The 18,986-nt window shown below is 67.2% G+C and carries 13 protein-coding genes; 12 read left to right on the forward strand and 1 reads right to left on the reverse strand.

Annotated elements, in window-relative coordinates; genetic code table 11:
• From NSE01_RS02825 to NSE01_RS02880, 12 genes are read left to right on the forward strand one after another with little or no spacing between them, the layout of a single operon-like run.
• Positions 1-792, forward strand: coding sequence for a hypothetical protein (locus NSE01_RS02825; protein ID WP_147158117.1), 792 nt, complete (start codon positions 1-3; stop codon positions 790-792).
• A 17-nt stretch (positions 793-809) separates the two neighbouring features.
• Positions 810-1,088 carry a hypothetical protein gene (locus tag NSE01_RS02830; RefSeq protein WP_218033236.1) on the forward strand — a complete coding sequence of 93 codons (279 nt, stop codon included), beginning with the start codon at positions 810-812 and terminating at the stop codon, positions 1,086-1,088.
• 13 nt (positions 1,089-1,101) lie between these two features.
• Complete coding sequence (locus tag NSE01_RS02835; RefSeq protein WP_147158118.1) at positions 1,102-2,166, forward strand: contractile injection system protein, VgrG/Pvc8 family; 1,065 nt, start codon at positions 1,102-1,104, stop codon at positions 2,164-2,166.
• A 3-nt stretch (positions 2,167-2,169) separates the two neighbouring features.
• On the forward strand, positions 2,170-2,733 hold the full coding sequence (locus NSE01_RS02840; protein ID WP_147158119.1) for a phage baseplate assembly protein V: 564 nt from the start codon (positions 2,170-2,172) through the stop codon (positions 2,731-2,733).
• A gap of 12 nt (positions 2,734-2,745) precedes the next feature.
• Entirely contained in the window at positions 2,746-3,087 is a 342-nt protein-coding gene (locus NSE01_RS02845) for a hypothetical protein (RefSeq protein WP_147158120.1), read from the forward strand.
• A gap of 13 nt (positions 3,088-3,100) precedes the next feature.
• On the forward strand, positions 3,101-3,481 hold the full coding sequence (locus NSE01_RS02850) for a GPW/gp25 family protein (protein ID WP_147158121.1): 381 nt from the start codon (positions 3,101-3,103) through the stop codon (positions 3,479-3,481).
• Positions 3,478-5,925: a baseplate J/gp47 family protein gene (locus NSE01_RS02855; protein WP_147158122.1), complete on the forward strand. Its 2,448-nt coding sequence runs from the start codon at positions 3,478-3,480 to the stop codon at positions 5,923-5,925. The genes NSE01_RS02850 and NSE01_RS02855 overlap by 4 nt, the downstream gene beginning before the upstream one ends.
• On the forward strand, positions 5,925-8,261 hold the full coding sequence (locus NSE01_RS02860) for a baseplate J/gp47 family protein (RefSeq protein ID WP_147158123.1): 2,337 nt from the start codon (positions 5,925-5,927) through the stop codon (positions 8,259-8,261). Before NSE01_RS02855 ends, NSE01_RS02860 begins: the two co-directional genes overlap by 1 nt.
• Before the next feature lie 8 nt (positions 8,262-8,269).
• Positions 8,270-10,495 carry a serine/threonine-protein kinase gene (locus NSE01_RS02865; RefSeq protein WP_147158124.1) on the forward strand — a complete coding sequence of 742 codons (2,226 nt, stop codon included), beginning with the start codon at positions 8,270-8,272 and terminating at the stop codon, positions 10,493-10,495.
• A gap of 1 nt (position 10,496) precedes the next feature.
• Positions 10,497-13,916, forward strand: a complete 3,420-nt coding sequence (locus tag NSE01_RS02870) for a DUF6519 domain-containing protein (RefSeq protein ID WP_147158125.1) — start codon at positions 10,497-10,499, stop codon at positions 13,914-13,916.
• A gap of 16 nt (positions 13,917-13,932) precedes the next feature.
• The gene (locus tag NSE01_RS02875) at positions 13,933-14,640 is read left to right on the forward strand and encodes a carboxypeptidase-like regulatory domain-containing protein (RefSeq protein WP_147158126.1); all 708 of its coding nucleotides are present in this window, start codon (positions 13,933-13,935) and stop codon (positions 14,638-14,640) included.
• Between the two features lie 54 nt (positions 14,641-14,694).
• Entirely contained in the window at positions 14,695-17,883 is a 3,189-nt protein-coding gene (locus NSE01_RS02880; RefSeq protein WP_147158127.1) for a CHAT domain-containing protein, read from the forward strand.
• Positions 17,884-17,901: 18 nt separating this feature from the next.
• Here the strand turns inward: NSE01_RS02880 and NSE01_RS02885 are convergent, their stop codons facing one another.
• Positions 17,902-18,849, reverse strand: a complete 948-nt coding sequence (locus NSE01_RS02885; protein ID WP_147158128.1) for a GGDEF domain-containing protein — start codon at positions 18,847-18,849, stop codon at positions 17,902-17,904.
• Positions 18,850-18,986: the final 137 nt, after the last annotated feature.

Below are 18,986 nucleotides of genomic sequence, written 5' to 3' on the forward strand. Positions count from 1 at the left end.
ATGACCTATCCGAACGGCCCGCTGCTGCTCAAGGGTGCCCTCATCTACTTCGGCGCGCCGATGCTGGTGCCGCTGCCCAACATCATCATGTTCCAGTACAATCCCGAGACGCTGACGCGCACCCTCACTCCGTGGGAGCCGCCGGCCAAGCGCGTCTACGAAGAGCGCAAGGACGGCGTCGTCACCAACGAAGCCGAGGTCAAGGCCTACCGCGACAGCCAGATCGCGCTTTCGCAGCCCTATGACCCGAAGGAGACATTCTCGCTGGTGCTCGAGGTCGATGCGACCGACGCGCTGGAATCACCGGAAAGCCATCCGGTTGCGGTGCTGGCCGGGGTTGCGGACCGGCTCGCTGCGATTGAAATGCTGATGTACCCGCCGGGCGACAGCCTGCTCGGCAATCTGCTCGGCTCGGTCAGCGTCTCGATCGGCGCGGGCGGGATCGAAGCGGGTGGCGGCGCCAGCCTCGAACCTGCGCTGGAGCGGCGGGATGCGCCGATCGTCCTGTTTTTCTGGGGTCCGGGGCGCATCGTGCCGGTGCGGATCAAGTCGCTCTCGATCGACGAGCAGGCGTTCTCCCCGATGCTCTACCCGATCCGCGCCAAAGCGACGATCGGCGTGCAGGTGCTGACCGAGGATGATCTGGTGCAAGTCACCGGCGATCCCGCCACCGGCGCGGCCGCGGCGCTGGCGGTCGCCTGCTACAAGTTCACGCGTGGCCAGAAGGAAGTCCTCGCCACCGCGAACCTCGCCAATGCCGTCGAATCCATCGTCGGCATGTTGCCACTGTAACGGGCCGGAGCGCGATCATGTCCCTGTTCGATCCCAAGAGCCGCTATGCCGATCTCCCCACGGTGCTGACCACTGATGCACGCGGACGCACCGTCGAGGCCGTTCCGCCAGCTCCGCCCCTCACGCAGGCGCTGCGCGGACGGCATTTGCGGCGGCAGGGCGAGCGGCCCGACCATCTTGCCGCGCTCTACCTCGGTGATCCGGCCGGCTTCTGGCGGCTTGGCGAAATCAACGACACGATGACGGCCGAGGCGCTCAGCGAGCTTCGCGAAGTCCGCATTCCAGTCAAGCGTTAGGAGTGATGCGCGCGTGGCACTCGGATGCGAAGTTCTGCCCGGCGGCACCAGCGATCCCGGCTTCACCCAGCCGGCGCGGGTCGAGATCGTGGAGGCGGTGGGCGCGAGCACGACGTTCGTGCTCTCCTACGACATCGCGATTGCTGATGGCGATCTGCAACTCGTCAGCGATGATGCGCTTGGGCCTGAGGCCGAGCTTGCCGTGCGCGTCGTCGATGGCGCCAGCACCGCAATCCTCGTGCGCGGTCCGGTGACCCGCCAGCGCATCGCGGTCGCCACCGGCGGCGATGGCTCGACGCTCGATGTGATCGGCGGCGATGTGACCATTGCGATGGCGCGCGAAGTCCAGGTCAAGGTCTGGCCTTCGACCACCGACGATGCGGCAATCCGCGAATTGCTCGGCAAGGCCGGCATTGCTCCGGAGCAGATCGCGCTGCCGACCAGCGTGGTCCATGATGAAACGAAGAACGCGCTCGTGCAGCGCGAATCCGATCTGCACCTGTTGCGCCGCCTCGCCCGGCGCAACGGCTGCTGGTTCTGGATCACCTACGATGCCAAGACCACGCTTGCCTCGGCGCATGTCGTGCGGCCTCCGGTGGATCAGGCCCCGGCGGCCGTGTTCCATCTGGCGGGCGCAGACCGCAACATCGATGATGCGGTGATCGAGTGGGATGCCGAACGCGTCGTCGCCACCGATGCCGCCAACCGCGACATATTCGCCGCCTCCGACATGGACGGCAGCGTGGATCGCTCGCCGCTGACGCCGATGGCCGACAAGGCGCTTGCGGACATCGTGACCAGCCCGCGCCGCGCCCGGCTCACCCATCCGGTCGACGATGCCGGTGATCTGATCACCCGCAGCGAAGCCGCGCTGATCGAGGAAGGCTGGTTCGTCACCGCTACGCTGGCAGTGCGCGAACGGCGGCTCAAGCAGGTCGTGCGCACACATACCGTCGCCGAGCTGCACGGCGCCGGCAAGCGCCATTCGGGCAAGTATCTCGTCGCCCGCGTCGCCCACTCCATCGATGCCAACGATCACCTGATGACGGTGACGCTGGTGCGCAATGGCTGGAACTGAACCATGCTGACCGATCCCTTCATCGCCTTCCAGCAAGCCCACAGCGATCATGTCTGGGGCAAACATGCCGGGACCGTGATCGACAATCAGGATCCCGAGAATTGCGGCCGCCTGCAGGTTTCCTGCCCCGCAGTGCTGGGTGAGGCCAATGTCTGGGCGATGCCCTGCGTGCCTTATGCAGGGCCCGGCGTGGGCATGTATTTCATCCCCCCGGTCGGCGCCGGAGTATGGGTAGAATTCGAGGGCGGCAAGGTCTCGCGGCCGATCTGGGCGGGCTGCTATTGGTCAAAGGACCAGCTGCCAGCGGCAGCTACCTCACCCGACATCAAGCTGATCGTCACCGCCGCCGCCAGCCTCACCATCGACGAAAGCTCGGGCGAAGTGGTGCTGAAGAACAGCAGCGACGCCAGCACGACATGGACCGACAAAGTGGCGACCGAAGCCGGAAAGGCGACCCACACCGTGGGAGCGGACGGCGTCGTCTCGGAATCAGCGGGCGGCGCCGGGAAGGTCGAGGTCAGCGATAGCGGCGTGTCGGTCAATTCCGGCGCGTTCAGCGTGATGTGAGGGGGAGCGCGCATGGCACAGCCCCTCCTCACCACGGCCTCTAGCCTGCAATGCCCGCACGGCGGCTCCGTTGCGATTGCCTCCGCCAACGCGCGCGCGATCGCGGGGGCACCGCTGGCGCTGGCGAGCGATGTGTTCACCATCGCGGGCTGCCCGTTCCAGATCCCGGTCGGGGCCGGCACCGTCCCGCATCCCTGCCTCACCGTGCAGTGGATCACGGTGAACCTGCACACCACGGTCGGCGGCCAGCCCACGCTCGCGCCAGACAGCGTCGGCCTGTGCCTTGCCGGCGATCAGGTTCCGCAGGGGCCGGTATCTGTCGTCACCGTCCAGCCGCGCGTCAGCGGATCATGAGGAGGAACGCCTGATGGCCGAGCCGCCCTTCACCAGTCTGCGCTATCCGCTCGCGGTTGACCCTGCACGCGGGCGGCTTGGGCAGGAGCAGGACTTCGACGCGCATGTCGAGCAGCTGGTCATGCAGGTGCTGCTGACCGCGCCGGGAGAGCGCATCAACCGCCCCGATTTCGGCTGCGGGGTTAAGCGGCTGGTCTTTGCTCCCGGCGGGGAAGTCGCCGCGACACTCGCGCAGGCCACGATCTATCAGGCGCTGACGACCTGGCTGGGCGATGTCATCACCGTCACTGAAGTCACCGCCCGCGCTGACGATGCCGCCCTGCTGGTGCGCATCGGCTATGCCGTGAAGGTGCTCGGCCAGCGCCGCTACCTCAACCTGCGGGTGACGCCATGAGCATCGACCGCGCCGATCTCCTGCGCGCCTCGACGACGCTGACGGGCATTGATTTCGTCGCCGTGTCACCCTCGCAGACCGTGCTCACTGTGTTCCTGCAGCACGATGTCCTGCCCGCAGCCGTGGCAGCACAGCTTGCCGCCCTCGCGGTAGAGGACATCCATATCGAGGCGATCGGTGCGGTCGATCCGGTGCGCGTGCCGGTGATCCAGTCCGCCTCCCCGCTCCCCGCGCCGGTCGATGGCCGCGCCGTGCTGCAGTTCCTCACCGCCATGCCCGGCGGCTTTGGCGATTACCGGCTGCGCATCGATAGTCCGGTGATCGATCCCTACTTCAACAACATCCGCTTCAGCTTCAAGGCGGCCTGCGACAGCGATCTCGATTGCGAAGCCGATCCCCGCGCCTGCCCGCCAGACGAGCAGGTGGACTTCCCGGTCGATTACCGCGCGCGCGATTTCTGGAGCTTCCGCCGCGCGCTGACCGACTTTGCCGCGCAGCGCTATCCCGATTGGCAAGACCGCCTCGAAGCCGACATCGGCATGATGGTCCTCGAACTGACGGCAGCGCTGGGGGACGAGTTCGCCTATGCCAACGACCGGCTCAGCCGCGAAGGGCGGCTCGATCAGGCCAGCCAGCGCCGCTCGCTGCGCCACCTCGCGCGGCTGGTCGATTCCCAGCTAGACGATGGCGCGGGCGCTTTCGCATGGATAGATGTTCAGGCCTCTGCTGCGGGCGTTGTCGATGCGGGCACCGCGATCACCGATGCGCAGCGGCAGCTGGTGTTCGAGATCGGCCGCGGGCTTGCCGACCAGCCGCTGGCATCGCCGCCCCAGCCACCCGCAAAGTTCGCCATCGATCCCGCGCGCAACGAGATCGCAGCCTATATCTGGGACGAAAACGACACCTGCCTCCTCGCCGGCACCACCGAGCTGACCATCACCGGGGCGCATGAAGCGCAGCTCCAGCCCGATGCGGCCATCGATGCCGAAGGGCGCTGGGTACTGCTGATGACCCGTCCGCCCTCACCCGACGTTCCCGAACGGCGGCTGGTCGTCCGTCTCAAGGACGCGCGCGATGATGTTGATCCGTTGACTTCAGCGCCGATCACCCGGCTTGTGCTGGAAACCCCGGCGGCGTTCGATCTCGATCTCGAAACGCTGGTGCTGCGCGCCAATCTCCTGCCAGCCACTGCCGGTGCCGCGCATCAAGCGCGCTTCCGCATCGGCCCGCCCGATGGCCCTGCCGATCCTGACGCGGTTCTGCCCATGGCAGTCGAGCGCGTGGGGGCGGACAGCACCGTCTGCTACCCCGATCCGGGCAGCCCGGCCGATCTGGCGGCGCGGGTCAAGACTTTGTTCTCGCTTGCCGGATCAGACGAGACGCCGCTTGTCTGGCATGCCGATCCATCGGGCGCGCTGCACCCCGAAGTGCAAGTGCTGTGCGAACGCGACACGTCTGCATGGCAGTGGCAGCCCGCGCTGGTGGGCGAAACCACTGCCGAGCCCGACGACCGCTTCTTCACGCTGGAAGACGGGCTCTACCACCGCGTGGTCGGCTTCGAACGCTTCGGCAAGGTCACCGAACTGATCGACTATGCCACCGGCGAGGGCACCACCCTGCGCTTCGGTGACGGCGTGTTCGGCATGGCTCCCGCAGCCGGAGACCGCTTCACCGTGCGCTACCGCCTCGGCAATGGCAGCCGCGGCAACGCAGCGCCCGATACCTTGACCGTGCTGCCTGTGGCGGTTCCCGGCGTGGTGTCGGTCAACAACCCGCTCGCGGGGACCGGCGGGCGCGATCCCGAAACGGCGCAGGCCATCCGCACCAACGCTCCGCAGGCCTTCCGCGCAATAACTTATCGCGCCGTCCAGCCGGCCGACTACGCACGCATCGCCGAGCGTGACCCCCGCATCCAGAAGGCCGGCGCCACCAGCCGCTGGACCGGAAGCTGGCCGACGATGTTCGTGACACCCGATCCGCACGAGAGCACCGCCGTTTCTCCCGCACTACGCAAGGATCTCCTGCTCGCGCTCGACCGCGCGCGGCAGGCAGGCCGCGAATGCAAGCTCATGGCCCCGCGCTATGCCGATTTCGATCTCGAGATCAGGCTCTGCGTCGCCGCCAATGCCTATCGCGGCGAAGTGGAGGAAGCCGCGCTCGCCGCGCTGTTCGGAAAGCCGGGCCAGGGTGGCGGATTCTTCGATCCGGACAACTTCACTTTCGGCATGCCGCTTTCGCGCGCGGCGCTGATCGCGGTTCTCCAAGGCGTGCCCGGCGTGTGCGGCGTCGAAGCCATGCGCGTGCGCCGCCCCGGCTATTTCGAGTGGCGCGCGTTCGACGAACTGAGCCTGCCGGTCGGCCTCAGCGAACTCGTCCGCGTGACGAACAGCCGCGCCCTGCCGGAGCGCGGGGCGGTGCAGCTGATCATGGAAGGGGGCGCCTGATGGCCTGCACTTGCGACACGCATGATTGCACTGCCCTTGCCATCCCGGCAGGCCTGCAGACAATTCCGCGCGCCATCGGGACGTTTTCCGAGTGGCGCACGGCCCTCCTCGGCGCGATCGGCCGCGAGCCGCTGCTCGATGCGTGGCGGGCGCGGGACCGTGCCGATTTCGGCGTCATGCTCACTGAAATGTTCGCCTACATGGGCGACGTCACCAGCTTCTACGACATGCGTACCTGCAACGCGGCCTATCTCGGCACGGCGAGCGATCCGGCAGCCGTGCGGGCGCTGACCGGGCTACTGGGATACAAGCCAAGGCCCGGCCTCGGCGCATCGGTCTGGCTCTCTGCGCAGGCCGACGGGGTGCGGCCTGTCAGCATTCCGCAAGGCACCGCGTTCCGGTCGGGCGCCTTCCCCGGCAGCCCGCCGCAAGTGTTCGAGGTGCAGCAAGCCGAAACCGCCGATCCACGCGTCAACCGGCTGGCGATCGACCGTGTACCCGCGACGTCCCTTCCCTCGCCGCTGACCGGCCTGCCGGTTGAAGCAAGCACCCTGCGCGCCGGGAGCGGCACGCTGGTTGTGATAGCCTCCCCCGGTGGCCTCGTCGCGGCTCGCATTGCGCAGGCCGCCCCCATGGCCCTGCGGATCCGCCGCCCGGTCACCATGGCGGCGTTCGCTGCCGCCGTGACGCCGCCCTCCGGCGCGACTTATGCCAACACGCGCCTGCTGCGCGGCGGCGCGCGCTGCGGCGTGTGGAAGCATTCGGCGGTTGCGGGCGATCCGGCGGTGCTCTCGGGCGCGACGCTCGCGCTGGAAGCACGGGTTCCGATCCACGCAGGCGATGTGGTGGCGTTCGAAGCAGGCGGCGTGATCGCTGCGCGCTGTGTCATCAGCGTTGGCGAGGCGCAGTTTACCGTGCTTGCCGGGCAGACCAGCACACTAACCGACAGCGCCAACAAGGTCAGCACGCTCGTCAGCCCCGCAGTCACCGTAGGCACTACGACGATCACGCTGGACAGCGCCCTCCCCTATGCGGCGGCTGATCTGCCCGGCCTTGTGGTCCACTATGCCATGGCCGATGCCGCAACGCTCCACGCGCCGCTCAAGGATACACTGGCGAGCGGCGACCCGGTGCACCTTCCCGATTTTATCGACCCGCCCCGCGTACCGGTCACCCATGTTGCGCTTGAAGATGCGCACGGCGAGGCGGTGGTCACCAGCGGCGCGCTCGATGCGGCATCGCGCAGCGCAGCCTTGTCTGCCGCGCCGATCTGGCCGCAGGACCTGGTCCAGCCCGTCAAGCTCTATGGCAACACCTTCCTCGCCACGCGCGGCGAAAGCGTGCACGGTGAGGTGATCGGCACAGGCAACGCCGCCCTCCCGCTCCAGACGTTCCGCCTGAAGAAAAAGCCGCTTACCTACCTTGCCGCAGCCAATGCCGCCGGGCGTGTCAGCACGCTCGCCATCCATGTCGGCGGGGTCCAATGGCGCGAAGTAGATAGCTTCTACGGCCAGCCCGCCGATGCGCCGGTCTATGTCGTGCGCCACGATGCGCAGGGTGAGACCGACATCGATTTCGGCGGCGCTTTGCGCCTGCCGAGCGGCGCGCAGGTTACCGCCGACTACCGCTTTGGCGCCGGTTCGGCAGTGCCGCCTGCCGATAGCGTCAAGCAGATCGCCCGGCCCATCGCCAAGCTGCGCTCGGTCCGCAACGTGCTGCCCGCGTTCGGCGGGGCTGATGCCGAAGCGGCAGAGGAAATCCGCTATCGCGGGCCGGCCTCGGCGCTCCTGCTGGGCCGTGCAATCTCGCTTGTCGATATAGAAGCAGCGGCTGCGCAGACCTCGGGCGTCCGGGCTGTGCGCGCGGTGTGGGCGTGGGACAGGACCGGGCAGCGCCCAGCTGCGATGGTCCGCTACATCGGCGATCCGCAGCTTGCCGCACCGATCCGCGCCGCCTTGCGCGCGCTTGCAGAGGATGACGCGCCGATTACTGTCATCAGCGCCGCCGCGCAATCGGTGCGGCTCGATGTCGCAATCGATGTCTCGCCGGATTACGTCGCCGACGCGGTCGCAGGCGCGGTCGGTGCGGTGCTGTTCGCGCCGGTCGGCCTGCCCGGCACCGGCGGCCTGCTGCGTCCCGAACGGCTCGGGCCGGACAGCGCGGTGTTCGCCAGCATGGTGATAAAGGCGATCATGGATGTCCCCGGCGTCACCGCGCTCAGCGCGCTGAGCCTCGACGGCACCCCGTTCACCGATGTCGCCCGCGCCCCGGCTGCAGGATCCTACTTCGATTTCGCGGACGGCGGCGTGCGCGTCAACGGCCGGTTGGCAGGATAGGGGGCACCATGGGAACCGCACGCGACTACTACCGCGAATACTACACCGAGCGGCTGTGGGATTGGGTGCCCGCCGCGATCCGCGAGGCAGACGAGACCGAGGGCGGCTCGGCCCTGCGCGCGCTGCTGCGGGCTTTCGCCAGCCAGGCGGCCGTGATGAAGCGCAGCCAGGACCGCTTGTGGGACGACATGTTCGTCGAGTTGGCCGACGACTGGGCCGTCCCCTACATTGCCGAACTCGTGGCCGCCCGGCTGGTCTCCGCGCTCAATCCGCGCGGGCGGCGCAGCGATGTTGCCAAGACCATCTACTACCGCCGCCGCAAGGGCACGCTCGCGGTCCTCGAGCAGCTTTGCGACGATATTGCGGGGTGGGACGCCAAGCTGGTGGAGGAGTTCCGCCGCCTCGCCCGCAGCCGCCACGGCCTCGATGGCTCCGCAGCGACAGGCCGGGTGACCGGCACGCCGGAAGGCGGGCTTGCCGATCTGCGCTCGGTGCGCGGCAGCCTGCTCACCGGCGATGCCTTTGACGAATTTCACTACACCCCGGAAATGCGGCGCCCCCGCGACCGGCTCGGCCTGCGCGGCATTCCGGTGCTGGGCTTCCATCTGCACCGGCTCACGCTGGTCCAGTTCAGCGATGTGACGCCCCGCCTCGTCAGGAACCTCGCGGGTACGCGTGATGGCTATGCGTTCGATCCCAGCGGGCGCGACGTGCCGCTGTTTGGGCGCGGGCGGGCGCGCGGCGATTGGAGCCAGTGGCGCAGCGCAGCGGAAGGCGAGCTTCCCCGCGTGATCGACTGCCGGCTCTACAACGAGGAGATCTTCGCGGTCGGCGATCCGGTCATCGCGTGGATTCGCAGCACGGGGCTGATCGCCAATCAGGCCACACGCCGCGCCTGCGCCAAAAGCCTCTCCCAGATCGCCGGGCAACGCTTTGCGACGCGCGCAGCGCTGCGGCGGGTGCTGGGCGGCTTGCCGCAAGGCGCAGTGCTGACCAGTGCGGGCGTCTTTGCCGAAATTCTCGCCCGCACTCTCACCGAAGACAGCGGCGCGGTGGTGCTACAGGATGCCGTGGCGCTCGGCCTGAAGGGTGCGGCCCCCATCCCGCGAGCGGCGATGCGGGCGGCAGACCTCGGCGATTGGAACCGCACCGCGCCGCCGGGCATCGACCTGCTGTTCGATCCGGCGCGCGGGCGGCTGCTGTTCGATCCCGGCGCCGCGCTGCCTGCAGACCTGCGTGCACGCTACACGGTGGGCATGAGCGCCCCGATCGGCGCGGGCGCCTTCGGGCGGCGCAATGCCCAGTCCGCCGCGAGCGTGCATTGGGCGCAGCGCTCTACCGCTGCCGGGGTGCCTGCGAACGGCGTGCTTGAGCTTTCGGACAGCACCACGTTTGACAACCCGCCAAACCAGCCCGCGATCACCGACCTCACGATCCGTGCCCGCGAACAGGAACGCCCCTATGTTCGCCTAGCCGCCGATTGGAAGCTTGGCGCGAGCGGCAACAACCGCACGCTGGTAATCGACGGGCTGTGGATCGGCGCGCTCACGGGCCAACTCCAGATTGAAGGCTCCTTCGCCAAGGTAACGCTGCGCTACTGCACGCTCGATCCCGGCGGCACAGATGGCGCGGGCGGCGTGATCCCGCCTTGCGGCCTCGTCATCACCGGCTCGGTCGACGAACTCGTCATCGAAAACTGCATTCTTCCCGGCCTCACGCTCAGCGGCGCAGGTGCCTCGCTTGATCGCCTTGTTGTCCGCGGCAGCATCATCGATGCCGCCAAGACCGGCGCGACCGGGATCATCGCCCCGCGCACGGCCGCGACGATGACGAACTGCACCGTGATCGGCAGCGCGATCGACGGGCTCGCCCTTGATGTCGAGAAACTGGACGCCAGCGATACCCTCGTCGCGGCCCGCGCCGATGTAACCGACCTCCAATCGGGCTGCTTCCGCTTCTCTGCGCGCGGGCCGGGATCGCGCGTGCCGCACCCTTATGAATCGCACCTACTGGACGATCTGCAGCGGCTGTTCGCCTCCCGCCGGTTTGGCAATCCTGCCTACGCAGAGCTTTCCGAAACCGCACCCGCCGCCATCCGGCGCGGGTCCGAAGACCAGTGCGAGATCGGCGCCTGGGCGGGCGAGCGCCGCCCGATCCGGCTCGATGGGCTGCGCGCCAAGATCGACGAATACATGCCCTTTGGCCGCTTGCCGGCCCTGATCGTGGAGAACTGAGATGTCGACCATCGACCTGTCGCGGCAGCTGGGTGACCAGCGCAAGCAGTACGCCGGGGTCCGCCATCAGCAAGGCCGCGTGCTGACCGACGACGATTTCAACGAAGCCTCCTCGATCGAGGCCGAGGAACTGCGGCGCACCCGCATTCACGCGATCGGCGCCTATGGCGCGCCGGGTGCTGGCTTCCTTCCGGCAGGTTTCGCGGTGAGCGGCGGCAAGCTCGATTTCACGCTTACTCCGGGCGAACTCTACCTTGGCGGACTGCGGCTCGAAACAAACGGAGGCGAGCATTTCCTCGAGCAGAAGGACTGGCTCAACTTCGACAAGGCCGCTGCCCCGGCAGCGCCCGCACCGGGCGTAAAGCGCACCGATCTTGTCTGGATCGAGGCATGGCAGCAGCCGGTTACCGCGGCGGAGGACAGCGAGCTGTTCGAAGTCGCGCTCGGCGGGCCGGATACTTCCGCGCGCTGGCGCACGATGCGCCGCGTCCATGTCCTGCCCGGAGTGACCGGCAGCGCCTGCCCCGCCGCTTGGGCTGCCGCTCTCGCCAGTTTTGCGCCGATGGGCAGCATCGCTCCCGACATGGAAATGACGACGACAGCCACGCTGACCGTGGGCTTTACCGCGCCGGTCAGCGTTGGCGATCTGTGCTCCCCGCCGCAGCCGGGCGGCTATCTCGGCGCGGAAAACCAGGCGATCCGCGTGCAGATGGTGGACGCGGGGCACTATACCTGGGGCTATAACAACGCCGCGCCGCTCTACCGCGCCCGGATCTCACCGAAGGCCGGGCAAAATGTCCTGCTCACGCTGCTCACCCAGCCGCGCGATGCGGCGCACTGGCCGCTGAAGGACATGGTGGTCGAGCTCTTGCCATGGTCCGCCGCGCTGCCCAACGGCGAGCGCGTTGCCGAAATGGCAGGCCACTTGTGCAAGGTCGCGGTGAGCTACGATCCGGATAGCCAGACATTCGAAATCGACGTTCCGCTGCTCGCCGCCGAGGGCTTCGCCAACTGGACCGGACGCAGCGACAAGGGCGCGTTCAATGATCCTGCCGACCCGGATGACGACTTCCTCTACGTGCGTGTATGGGACCGGGGCGACGACCTTGCCTCACCCGCCGCAATCCCCGTCGCGACGAGCAAGCTTGGCAACACCGGCCTCAGCGTGGCCTTCAACGGCGGCCCCCTGCGCCCCGGCGATCACTGGATCATCGCAGCCCGCCCTGCCGCGCCCTCCGCCATCGTGCCCTGGCAACTCACCCTGCCAAGCGGCGCCGCGCCGAACGGCATTCGCCGGTATCGCGCCCCGCTTGGTTTGATCGAGTGGACCGGCTTAGCCTCAGGCGGTGCCACCGGCGTCCTGATCGACGATTGCCGTCCGCCGTTCCTCCCACTCACCCGCATTCGCGGCTGCTGCACGGTCACCGTCGGCGACGGGATCGAGAGCTTCGGGATGTTCGATACGATTGCCGCCGCAATCGCCTCGCTGCCCCCCAGCGGCGGCGCGGTCTGCGTGCTGCCCGGCACGTTCCGCGAGGCGGTGGTGATCGACGGCCTGCACAACATCACCATCCACGGCTGCGGCCCGCGCTCGCGCATCGTCGCGCCAGAGGAAACCGGAGACAAGTCGGTCGCCATCACCATCAGCGAAAGCGAGGATATCTGCATCGAAACCCTCGCGCTTGAGGGCGGCAATGGTGCGGTCGTCGCGGTGCGGTCCGGCAAGGCGGTGCGGATCGCCGATTGCCTGATCCAGTTCCGCAACCAGCGCGAGGACTTCTCGCCGTGGACCGCCGTCTACGCAGAGGGCGAGGCAATCGAGATCGATAACAACATCATCGAGCCGCTGCCCAATACGCTCGAACGGGTCTTCCACAAGCGTGCCGCGCCCGACCGCGCAGTAGACGCCAATGCGGCGCGCGGCGGCATCCAGCTTGGCGGCGGCAGCGTCAATGTTCTCGTGCGCGGCAATGTCATCGTTGGCGGCATGGGCAACGGCATCACGCTCGGCAGCATCCGGCGGATCGACGAGGAAAACCCGGATGGCTCCGACATCCCTGACATCGACCTTGAAGACCCCTGCGCGCCCTGCGACCCGACAGACAGCAGCGTGCCGCAGGACAACGGCGATGGCACCGTGCGCTTCGTTTCGGCGGGAGACCTCTACGAGATCGAGATCGCGGAAAACGTGATCGCGCGCCACGGCGCAAACGGCATCGCAGTCGTCCGCTTCTTCGGCTTCAGCCAGAACACCGGGCTCGAACTCGTCACCGTCCATGATCTCAGGATAACCGGCAACCACATCACCCACTGCCTGCGCCATGCCGTCGCCCAGCCGAAATCGGCGATGATCCTGTTCCTCGGCTACGGCGGCATATCCCTCGCGCTGACGACCGGTCTGGTGATCGAGGGCAATCTGATCGAACGCAATGGCCGCGACTGGCTCACGCCGGTCTGCGGGGTGTTCGTGCTGGTGGCCGATGGCCTTGCCATCGAGCGCAATGTGATCCGCGCGAACGGCACGCCCTCGGACGAGCCTGCCGAAGCAGCGCAAGAGGGCATCCGTGCGGGCATCCATGTCTGGCTCGCCTTGACGCTCAATCTGCCCGGGACCGCCAAATACGGCTTTGCCAAATCGATGGTGGCCGAAGGCACGGCGCGCATGCGCCCCGCTGCGGGGCAGCTGCGCATCCATGGCAACGAAGTCGAACAGCCGCTTGGCCGGGCACTGTTCCTGCTTGGCGCAGGGCCAATGGCGATCACCGACAACCGCTTCCTCAGCGAAGCGCTGTCCGAAAAAGTGACGGACCCGATGGCGCGCACGGTGCTCGTCGCCAACTTCGGGGTGAGCCGTGAATGGACGCTCGGGCTGCTGCTGGCCGCCGTGCTGAAGGTGACTGAAGCGATGGGGCACGACCTTGGCGTAGACGCCTGCACCGTCGCCCGGCTCGGCGTGTTCACCAAGGGCATCTGGCCGCGGCTCCCCACAGGCAAGCTCGCCTTCAACGACAATCAGGTGAGCTTCCTGATGCGCACCGCCCCGAAAGGCGCAGACCTCAGTTCGGCCCTGCTGCTGTCACTCGACGATGTCTCCGCCTGCGACAACCAGTTCGAATACCACGTTGATGGCCGCGTCGCGGTCGCGGATCTGGTCGCTGCCGGTTCCTCTGTCCGCACCAGCGACAACCGCCTCGCGGAAACCTGGGGCCGCGCATTCTTCTCGGTCCTGAGCTTCGGCATCCTCAATACCGCCGACAGCAACCAGTCGACGCATTGCCTCAAGACGAACGGCATCAAGCGGGCGGTTGCCCACAATCTCGTGCTGGGCACCGCGTTCTGCGAGGAAATGTGCAGCGACGACCACGGCATCGAGAACCACCTCGCGATGGGCGCCAAGAAAGCGTTCATGGCCCAGCCCTGATTTCCGGAGAACGACCATGGCGCGTTTCAACGCCGAAAGCATGAAGGCCTTTTCGCAATCCGGTGTCCGCCACACCGCTGCCGATCAGCAGGCCGCGATCGACAGCGTATTCGGCCAGATCGCCCGGCTTGCCCCGCCGATGCTGCAATTGCAGCAGGCGTTGCTGAGCGGGCTCGCGCAGGCGCAGCGGCGTGAGGCGAAGCGGCTGGCAGGCACCGGCGGCGATGAAGCCGGGGCAGAACGCGCGCTTGAACGGGCCCGCCGCGCGCGCGATCTCCAGCAGGAGGTGGCAAGCTTCGCCCGGCTCGCGGGACAGCTTGCCGAGGGCCTTACCGAAAAGCCCCTCTTCCACGGCTACGTCCTCGATGCCGAGGGCGAGCCCGCCCCCGACCACATCGTGCGCATCGTCGGCGACAGCGCGGCTGACCAGAACTACGCCCACGTCGGACGGCGCGAAGCGAAGACCGATGCCACCGGCTACTTTCGCTTCGAGTTCGATACCGTAAACGAGTACCGCATGATGCGGGTGACCGAACGCGAGACCTATTCGGCGGTCGGCGCGGCCCCTGCGCAAGATGCGGCAAGGTTCGATGTCGAAGTGCTGGACCCGGAAGGCACCGTGGTGTTCCACGACCCCGCCCCGCCCAGTTTCAGCGGTCGCGGCGCCGAGTTCCGGTTCTACCCCTTGCTCGACCTGCGCGCGGCGGCGCATCGCTTCCGATGAGGGCGTACGCTCGTCGTCGTTGCAGGAGCAAGGCTGCCTCGCTAGCCTCTGCCCATGACACTTCGGCAGCTCCTCTTAGGCCTTGCCCTGCTCCCGATCTGCTCCACCACGGCAAACGCGCAGTTCTATCCGCGCGAAGCAATGGCGCCGGTCGAACTCAGCGCCCAGAAGCTCCCCGCCGATCGCACGGCGCCGACACCAGAGCAGCGCGCGCAGATCGAGGCGCTCGAAACGCAGGCCGGGGTCAATCGGCCCTGCAATGCGGCATCCATGAAGGACTTGCTCCCGGCGCGCCGCGCATTGCTCGCCTTATACAAGAACACCTACGGACCGGCCCATCCTGCGACAGCTAGGCCGCTGTACTCGCTCCTCTGCCACTTCGCCTACAACACGAAGACCGATGCGGATCGGGCGGAGCGCAAGCAGATCATCGCCCGGCTTGTCGCCATTGGGCGTGACCGCAAGCAGCCGCAGATCCTTGCCGCAGCCTTGAGCGCGCGCGCATCGGTAGCGCTCGAACAGCCGGGCGCCGTGGACGCAATCGACGATGCCAAAGAAGCGCTCGCACTATCGCGCCAGCTATTTGCGTCCAATCCCAAGATAATGGCGGATGCGACCGGCCTGCTTGCGTGGGCCTACGAGGGCGCAGCGAGACCGGTCGAAGCGGAACCCCTGCGCGAGGAGGCAATCACCTGGCTCCGGTCAGGCCCGCAAAGCGATCCATTCGTGCTCGTCGAAGCCTACGGGTGGCTCGCTGACAATCTGATCCGGCAGATGCGCAGTGCTGACGCCAAGGTCTGGTATGACCGTGAGTTCGATGTGCTCGAGGCCGCAGTGCCGGGCGCCGATGTCAATGGGCTCGAGAGGATCTCGCTTTACGGACAGCGCTTCGGCTGGATCAATCCGGACCGCGCCGAAGCGCTGTTTCGCAAGGTGCTCGCGCAGCAGGAACGCCAACCGGGAAGCACCGACTCGAAGAACTGGATGACCTTGTGGAACCTTGGCAAAACAGCCCGACTGCGCGGCGCCATCGACGCGGCGATCGCCTATCAGCGCAGGGTCATTGCCGCGATCGGCCCAGGTCCGGACGGAGATTTTGTCAACAAGCTTGCGCAGATGCTGTCCCAGCGAAAGGAGACAGCCGCCGGAGCCAGCCCAATCTTCAGCAAGGCGCTGTCCGCTCATCCCGATGATCCAGCGATCATCGAGGACTATGCGAACAACCTCTGGACCCTTGGCAAGTTCGAGGAAGTGCTGCCGCTGCGCCGACGCTCGATCGAGATCGCCAATGCACGTTTCGGCCCAGCACACCGCGAGACATTGCGCCTCACACAGAACCTCGCCGTCGCGCTCTGGATGAACCAGCGCCCCGCTGAAGCGCTGCCCTATTACGAGGCCGTGCTGGCTGGCTACCGCTCCGAATTTTCCGCGATCCCTGAGGCGGCCAATGCGGCCTATCGTCAGGAACTCTCGGGCTTTGTCAGCACCAAGGCGAGCGAGCTGCTCAAGCTCTACTGGGCCGTGCGCGGAAAGGCAGAGAGCCCATCCGATGCCGCCGCGCGCGCCAAAGGCTTTGCGGCTGCCCAGTTGGCGCATCCGTCCGTCTCCGCCGCCGCCATTGGTGAAACGGCAGCGCGCGTCCTTGCCGAACGGTCGGGCAAGGCAGCGGCGTTTGCGCGCTGGGTCAAGGCCCGCGATGCGGTCATGTCGCTAGACAAGTCCATCAGTGATGCGGCGCAGCGCGGCACTGCTGCCGATGCCGAGCGGACCGCATTGCTCGCCCGCCGCCCCGCCGTCAGCGCCGAACTCGAGGCAGCCGGCGCGGCCCTGCGTAGCGAACTCCCGCAAGTGTTTGCAATGCTCCGACCGGAGCCGGTGCCGCTCGGTGAAGTGACGGGTCGCAGCGGCTTGCTTCATCCCGACGAGGCCCTTGTCCTGCTCTATCCCGGCATGCCGAAATATGGCGCTCAGATGAGCCGGGGCTTGGTGTTTGCCGTCACGCGCGAAGGCTCGGCATGGAGCGAGATCGCCCTCGACGGGATCGATCTCGCCACGATGGTCAGCGATCTCCACAGCCAGTTGGGCCACCCGCGCAATTCCGGCATTACGATCCTCGAACCCGGTGAGAACACCTCCGGCCTGCTGCGCTATGACCGCGCCGCCGCCCATCGGCTTTACCGGGCCCTGTTCGGCGATCCGGCGGTGGCAGCGCTGCTGGCAGGCAAGCGGCGGTGGACGCTGGTGCCCGAGGGCCCACTGCTTTCGCTCAACTTTGCCGCGCTTGTCGCTGCGCCGCCGCCCGGCGGGCCGAACGGAGACTTCGATCCGGGGGCCCTGCGCGCGACCCGCTGGCTCGGGCTGGACAAAGTGCTGGCCGTGATGCCTTCGGTCGATGCAGTGCGCCTTGCCCGCAAGGGACCAGCGGCGGCGGCTGCAGCGGCGGCCGGGGGCTTCTTCGGGATGGGCGATCCGGCGTTTCGCGGCGTGAGCGACCCGCCCGGTCAGCCGCTCCCCGGCACGCGCCGCGGCCTGCCGGATGCAGCAACCAGCGCGCAGCTTGCCCGCCAGCCATTGAGCCACAGCGGCGTGGCCGATCCGGCCATGCTCGCAAAGCTCCCGCGCCTCGATTTCAGCGCCGCCGAGGTAACCGCTGTGGCAAGCGAGCTGCACGCCCCGGCAGACCGCCTTCGCCTCCAGCTTGCCGCCACGCAGCGCGCGCTCGAACAAAGCAGCGCCGATGGCACGCTCGGCAAGAGCGGCCTCGTGCTGTTCTCCACCCACGCCCTTATCAGCGGCAGCTTCGAGGGCTCGCTTGCCGAACCGGCGCTGGCTTTGACACCCGGTCCGGCCCTGCTGAAGGGTATTGCCGATCCTCATGACGACGGCCTGCTCACCGCGTCCGAAGTCGCGCAGCTTCAGTTCAATTCCGCGCTGGTGATCCTATCAGCCTGCAACACCGCTTCGGGAGCGGAAGGCGGCGACGGGTTTAGCGGCCTCACCCGCGCGTTTCTGCTGGCAGGTGCGCGTTCGGTGCTGGCAACCTATTCGCCGGTCGTTGACGAGGTCGGGGCGCAGCTCACCACTGCCGCCATTGCGGGATACGCCACCCGTCACGGCGATATTGCCGAGGCCTTGCGAGCGGCGATGCGGACGGTGGCTGCCGATCCGGCGCTTGATGAACGCGGGGAGTCGATGGCGCATCCGGCAGCTTGGGCGGTTTACGTCGCAGTCGATCCCAACTGAGCGCGCAGAGTTTGGGCGTCAGCGGCCCAGGCTGCGCATTCCGGGCAGATTGCCGGGCGCACAGATCCATTCCCCGCCAGACTTTCGCGGACTGGTCTCAATCCGCGAGCGCCCTTTGGCCTTTGCCAGCAGCAGGGCCAGTTCGGCGTGTTTCAAGGTGTTGTCGGCCGATTGGGAAATGTGGGCAATGCCCACGCTTGTCGAGACGGGGAACTTTCCGCCCAGCGCCGCGCGACCGGCCTCGCCGAACGCTTCGACGATGGGCATGCAGGCCGCCGCCGCCTCCTCGGGCAGAAGATCGGGCATGATAAGGCCGAAACGCCCACCCGATACGCGCGAAATGATGTCGGCGCTGCGGGTTACCGTGCGCAGCAGCTCGGCAAAGGCGATGAGCAGGCCGTCACCCGCAGCCTGCCCGAAGCGCATGTTGAGCTTCATGAAATGATCGATATCGAACAGCGCCAGCGCAGCCTGTTGCGGCCGGGCCACCAGATGCTCGAGCATGGCGACAAAGGCGATGCGGTTGGTCAGACGGGTCAGCGGGTCGGTCAATTCGGCTGCGAACAAACGCTCTTCCAGCGACTTGCGCTTGGTGATGCAGCGCATGACGACGAGCACGCCATAAGTCTCGCCCGCAGCATCGGCCATCGGGCTCATCTGGAACTCATACCATTGCCCCTCACGCGCCGTGTGCCGCACGGGAAGTTCCAGCCAATCGCCGCTGCCTTGCCCCGCTATCGCCGCCGCGTGTTCAGCCTCTATCAGCGCGCCGTGATCCGAATGGACAAGATCGCGCAGATGGGGTCCGATCAACATCGTCGGCAGGGTCAGCCCAAGCCGTTCGAACGCAGGCGAAGCAGCAAGCACGAAGCCGCGCCGATCCGTCTTGAGGATGATATCCTTCGAATGGTTGGCAAGCAGGCCATAGACCGCTGAACGCTCGGTAACCGTGAACTCGACCCGCATGTACCCGTTGCCCCCTGAGGACCGCACATCTGCTCAGCCAGCCAAGTGCCCCCTGGCTTTTCCTGACCATCAATTGCCAGCCGCCACGACAGAAGCCTTGTCGACAAGGCCCGCCGAAGTTAGTCGAGTTAGTTAAC

The organism is Novosphingobium sediminis (genome assembly GCF_007991615.1).
In the GTDB taxonomy this organism is placed as follows: domain Bacteria; phylum Pseudomonadota; class Alphaproteobacteria; order Sphingomonadales; family Sphingomonadaceae; genus Novosphingobium; species Novosphingobium sediminis.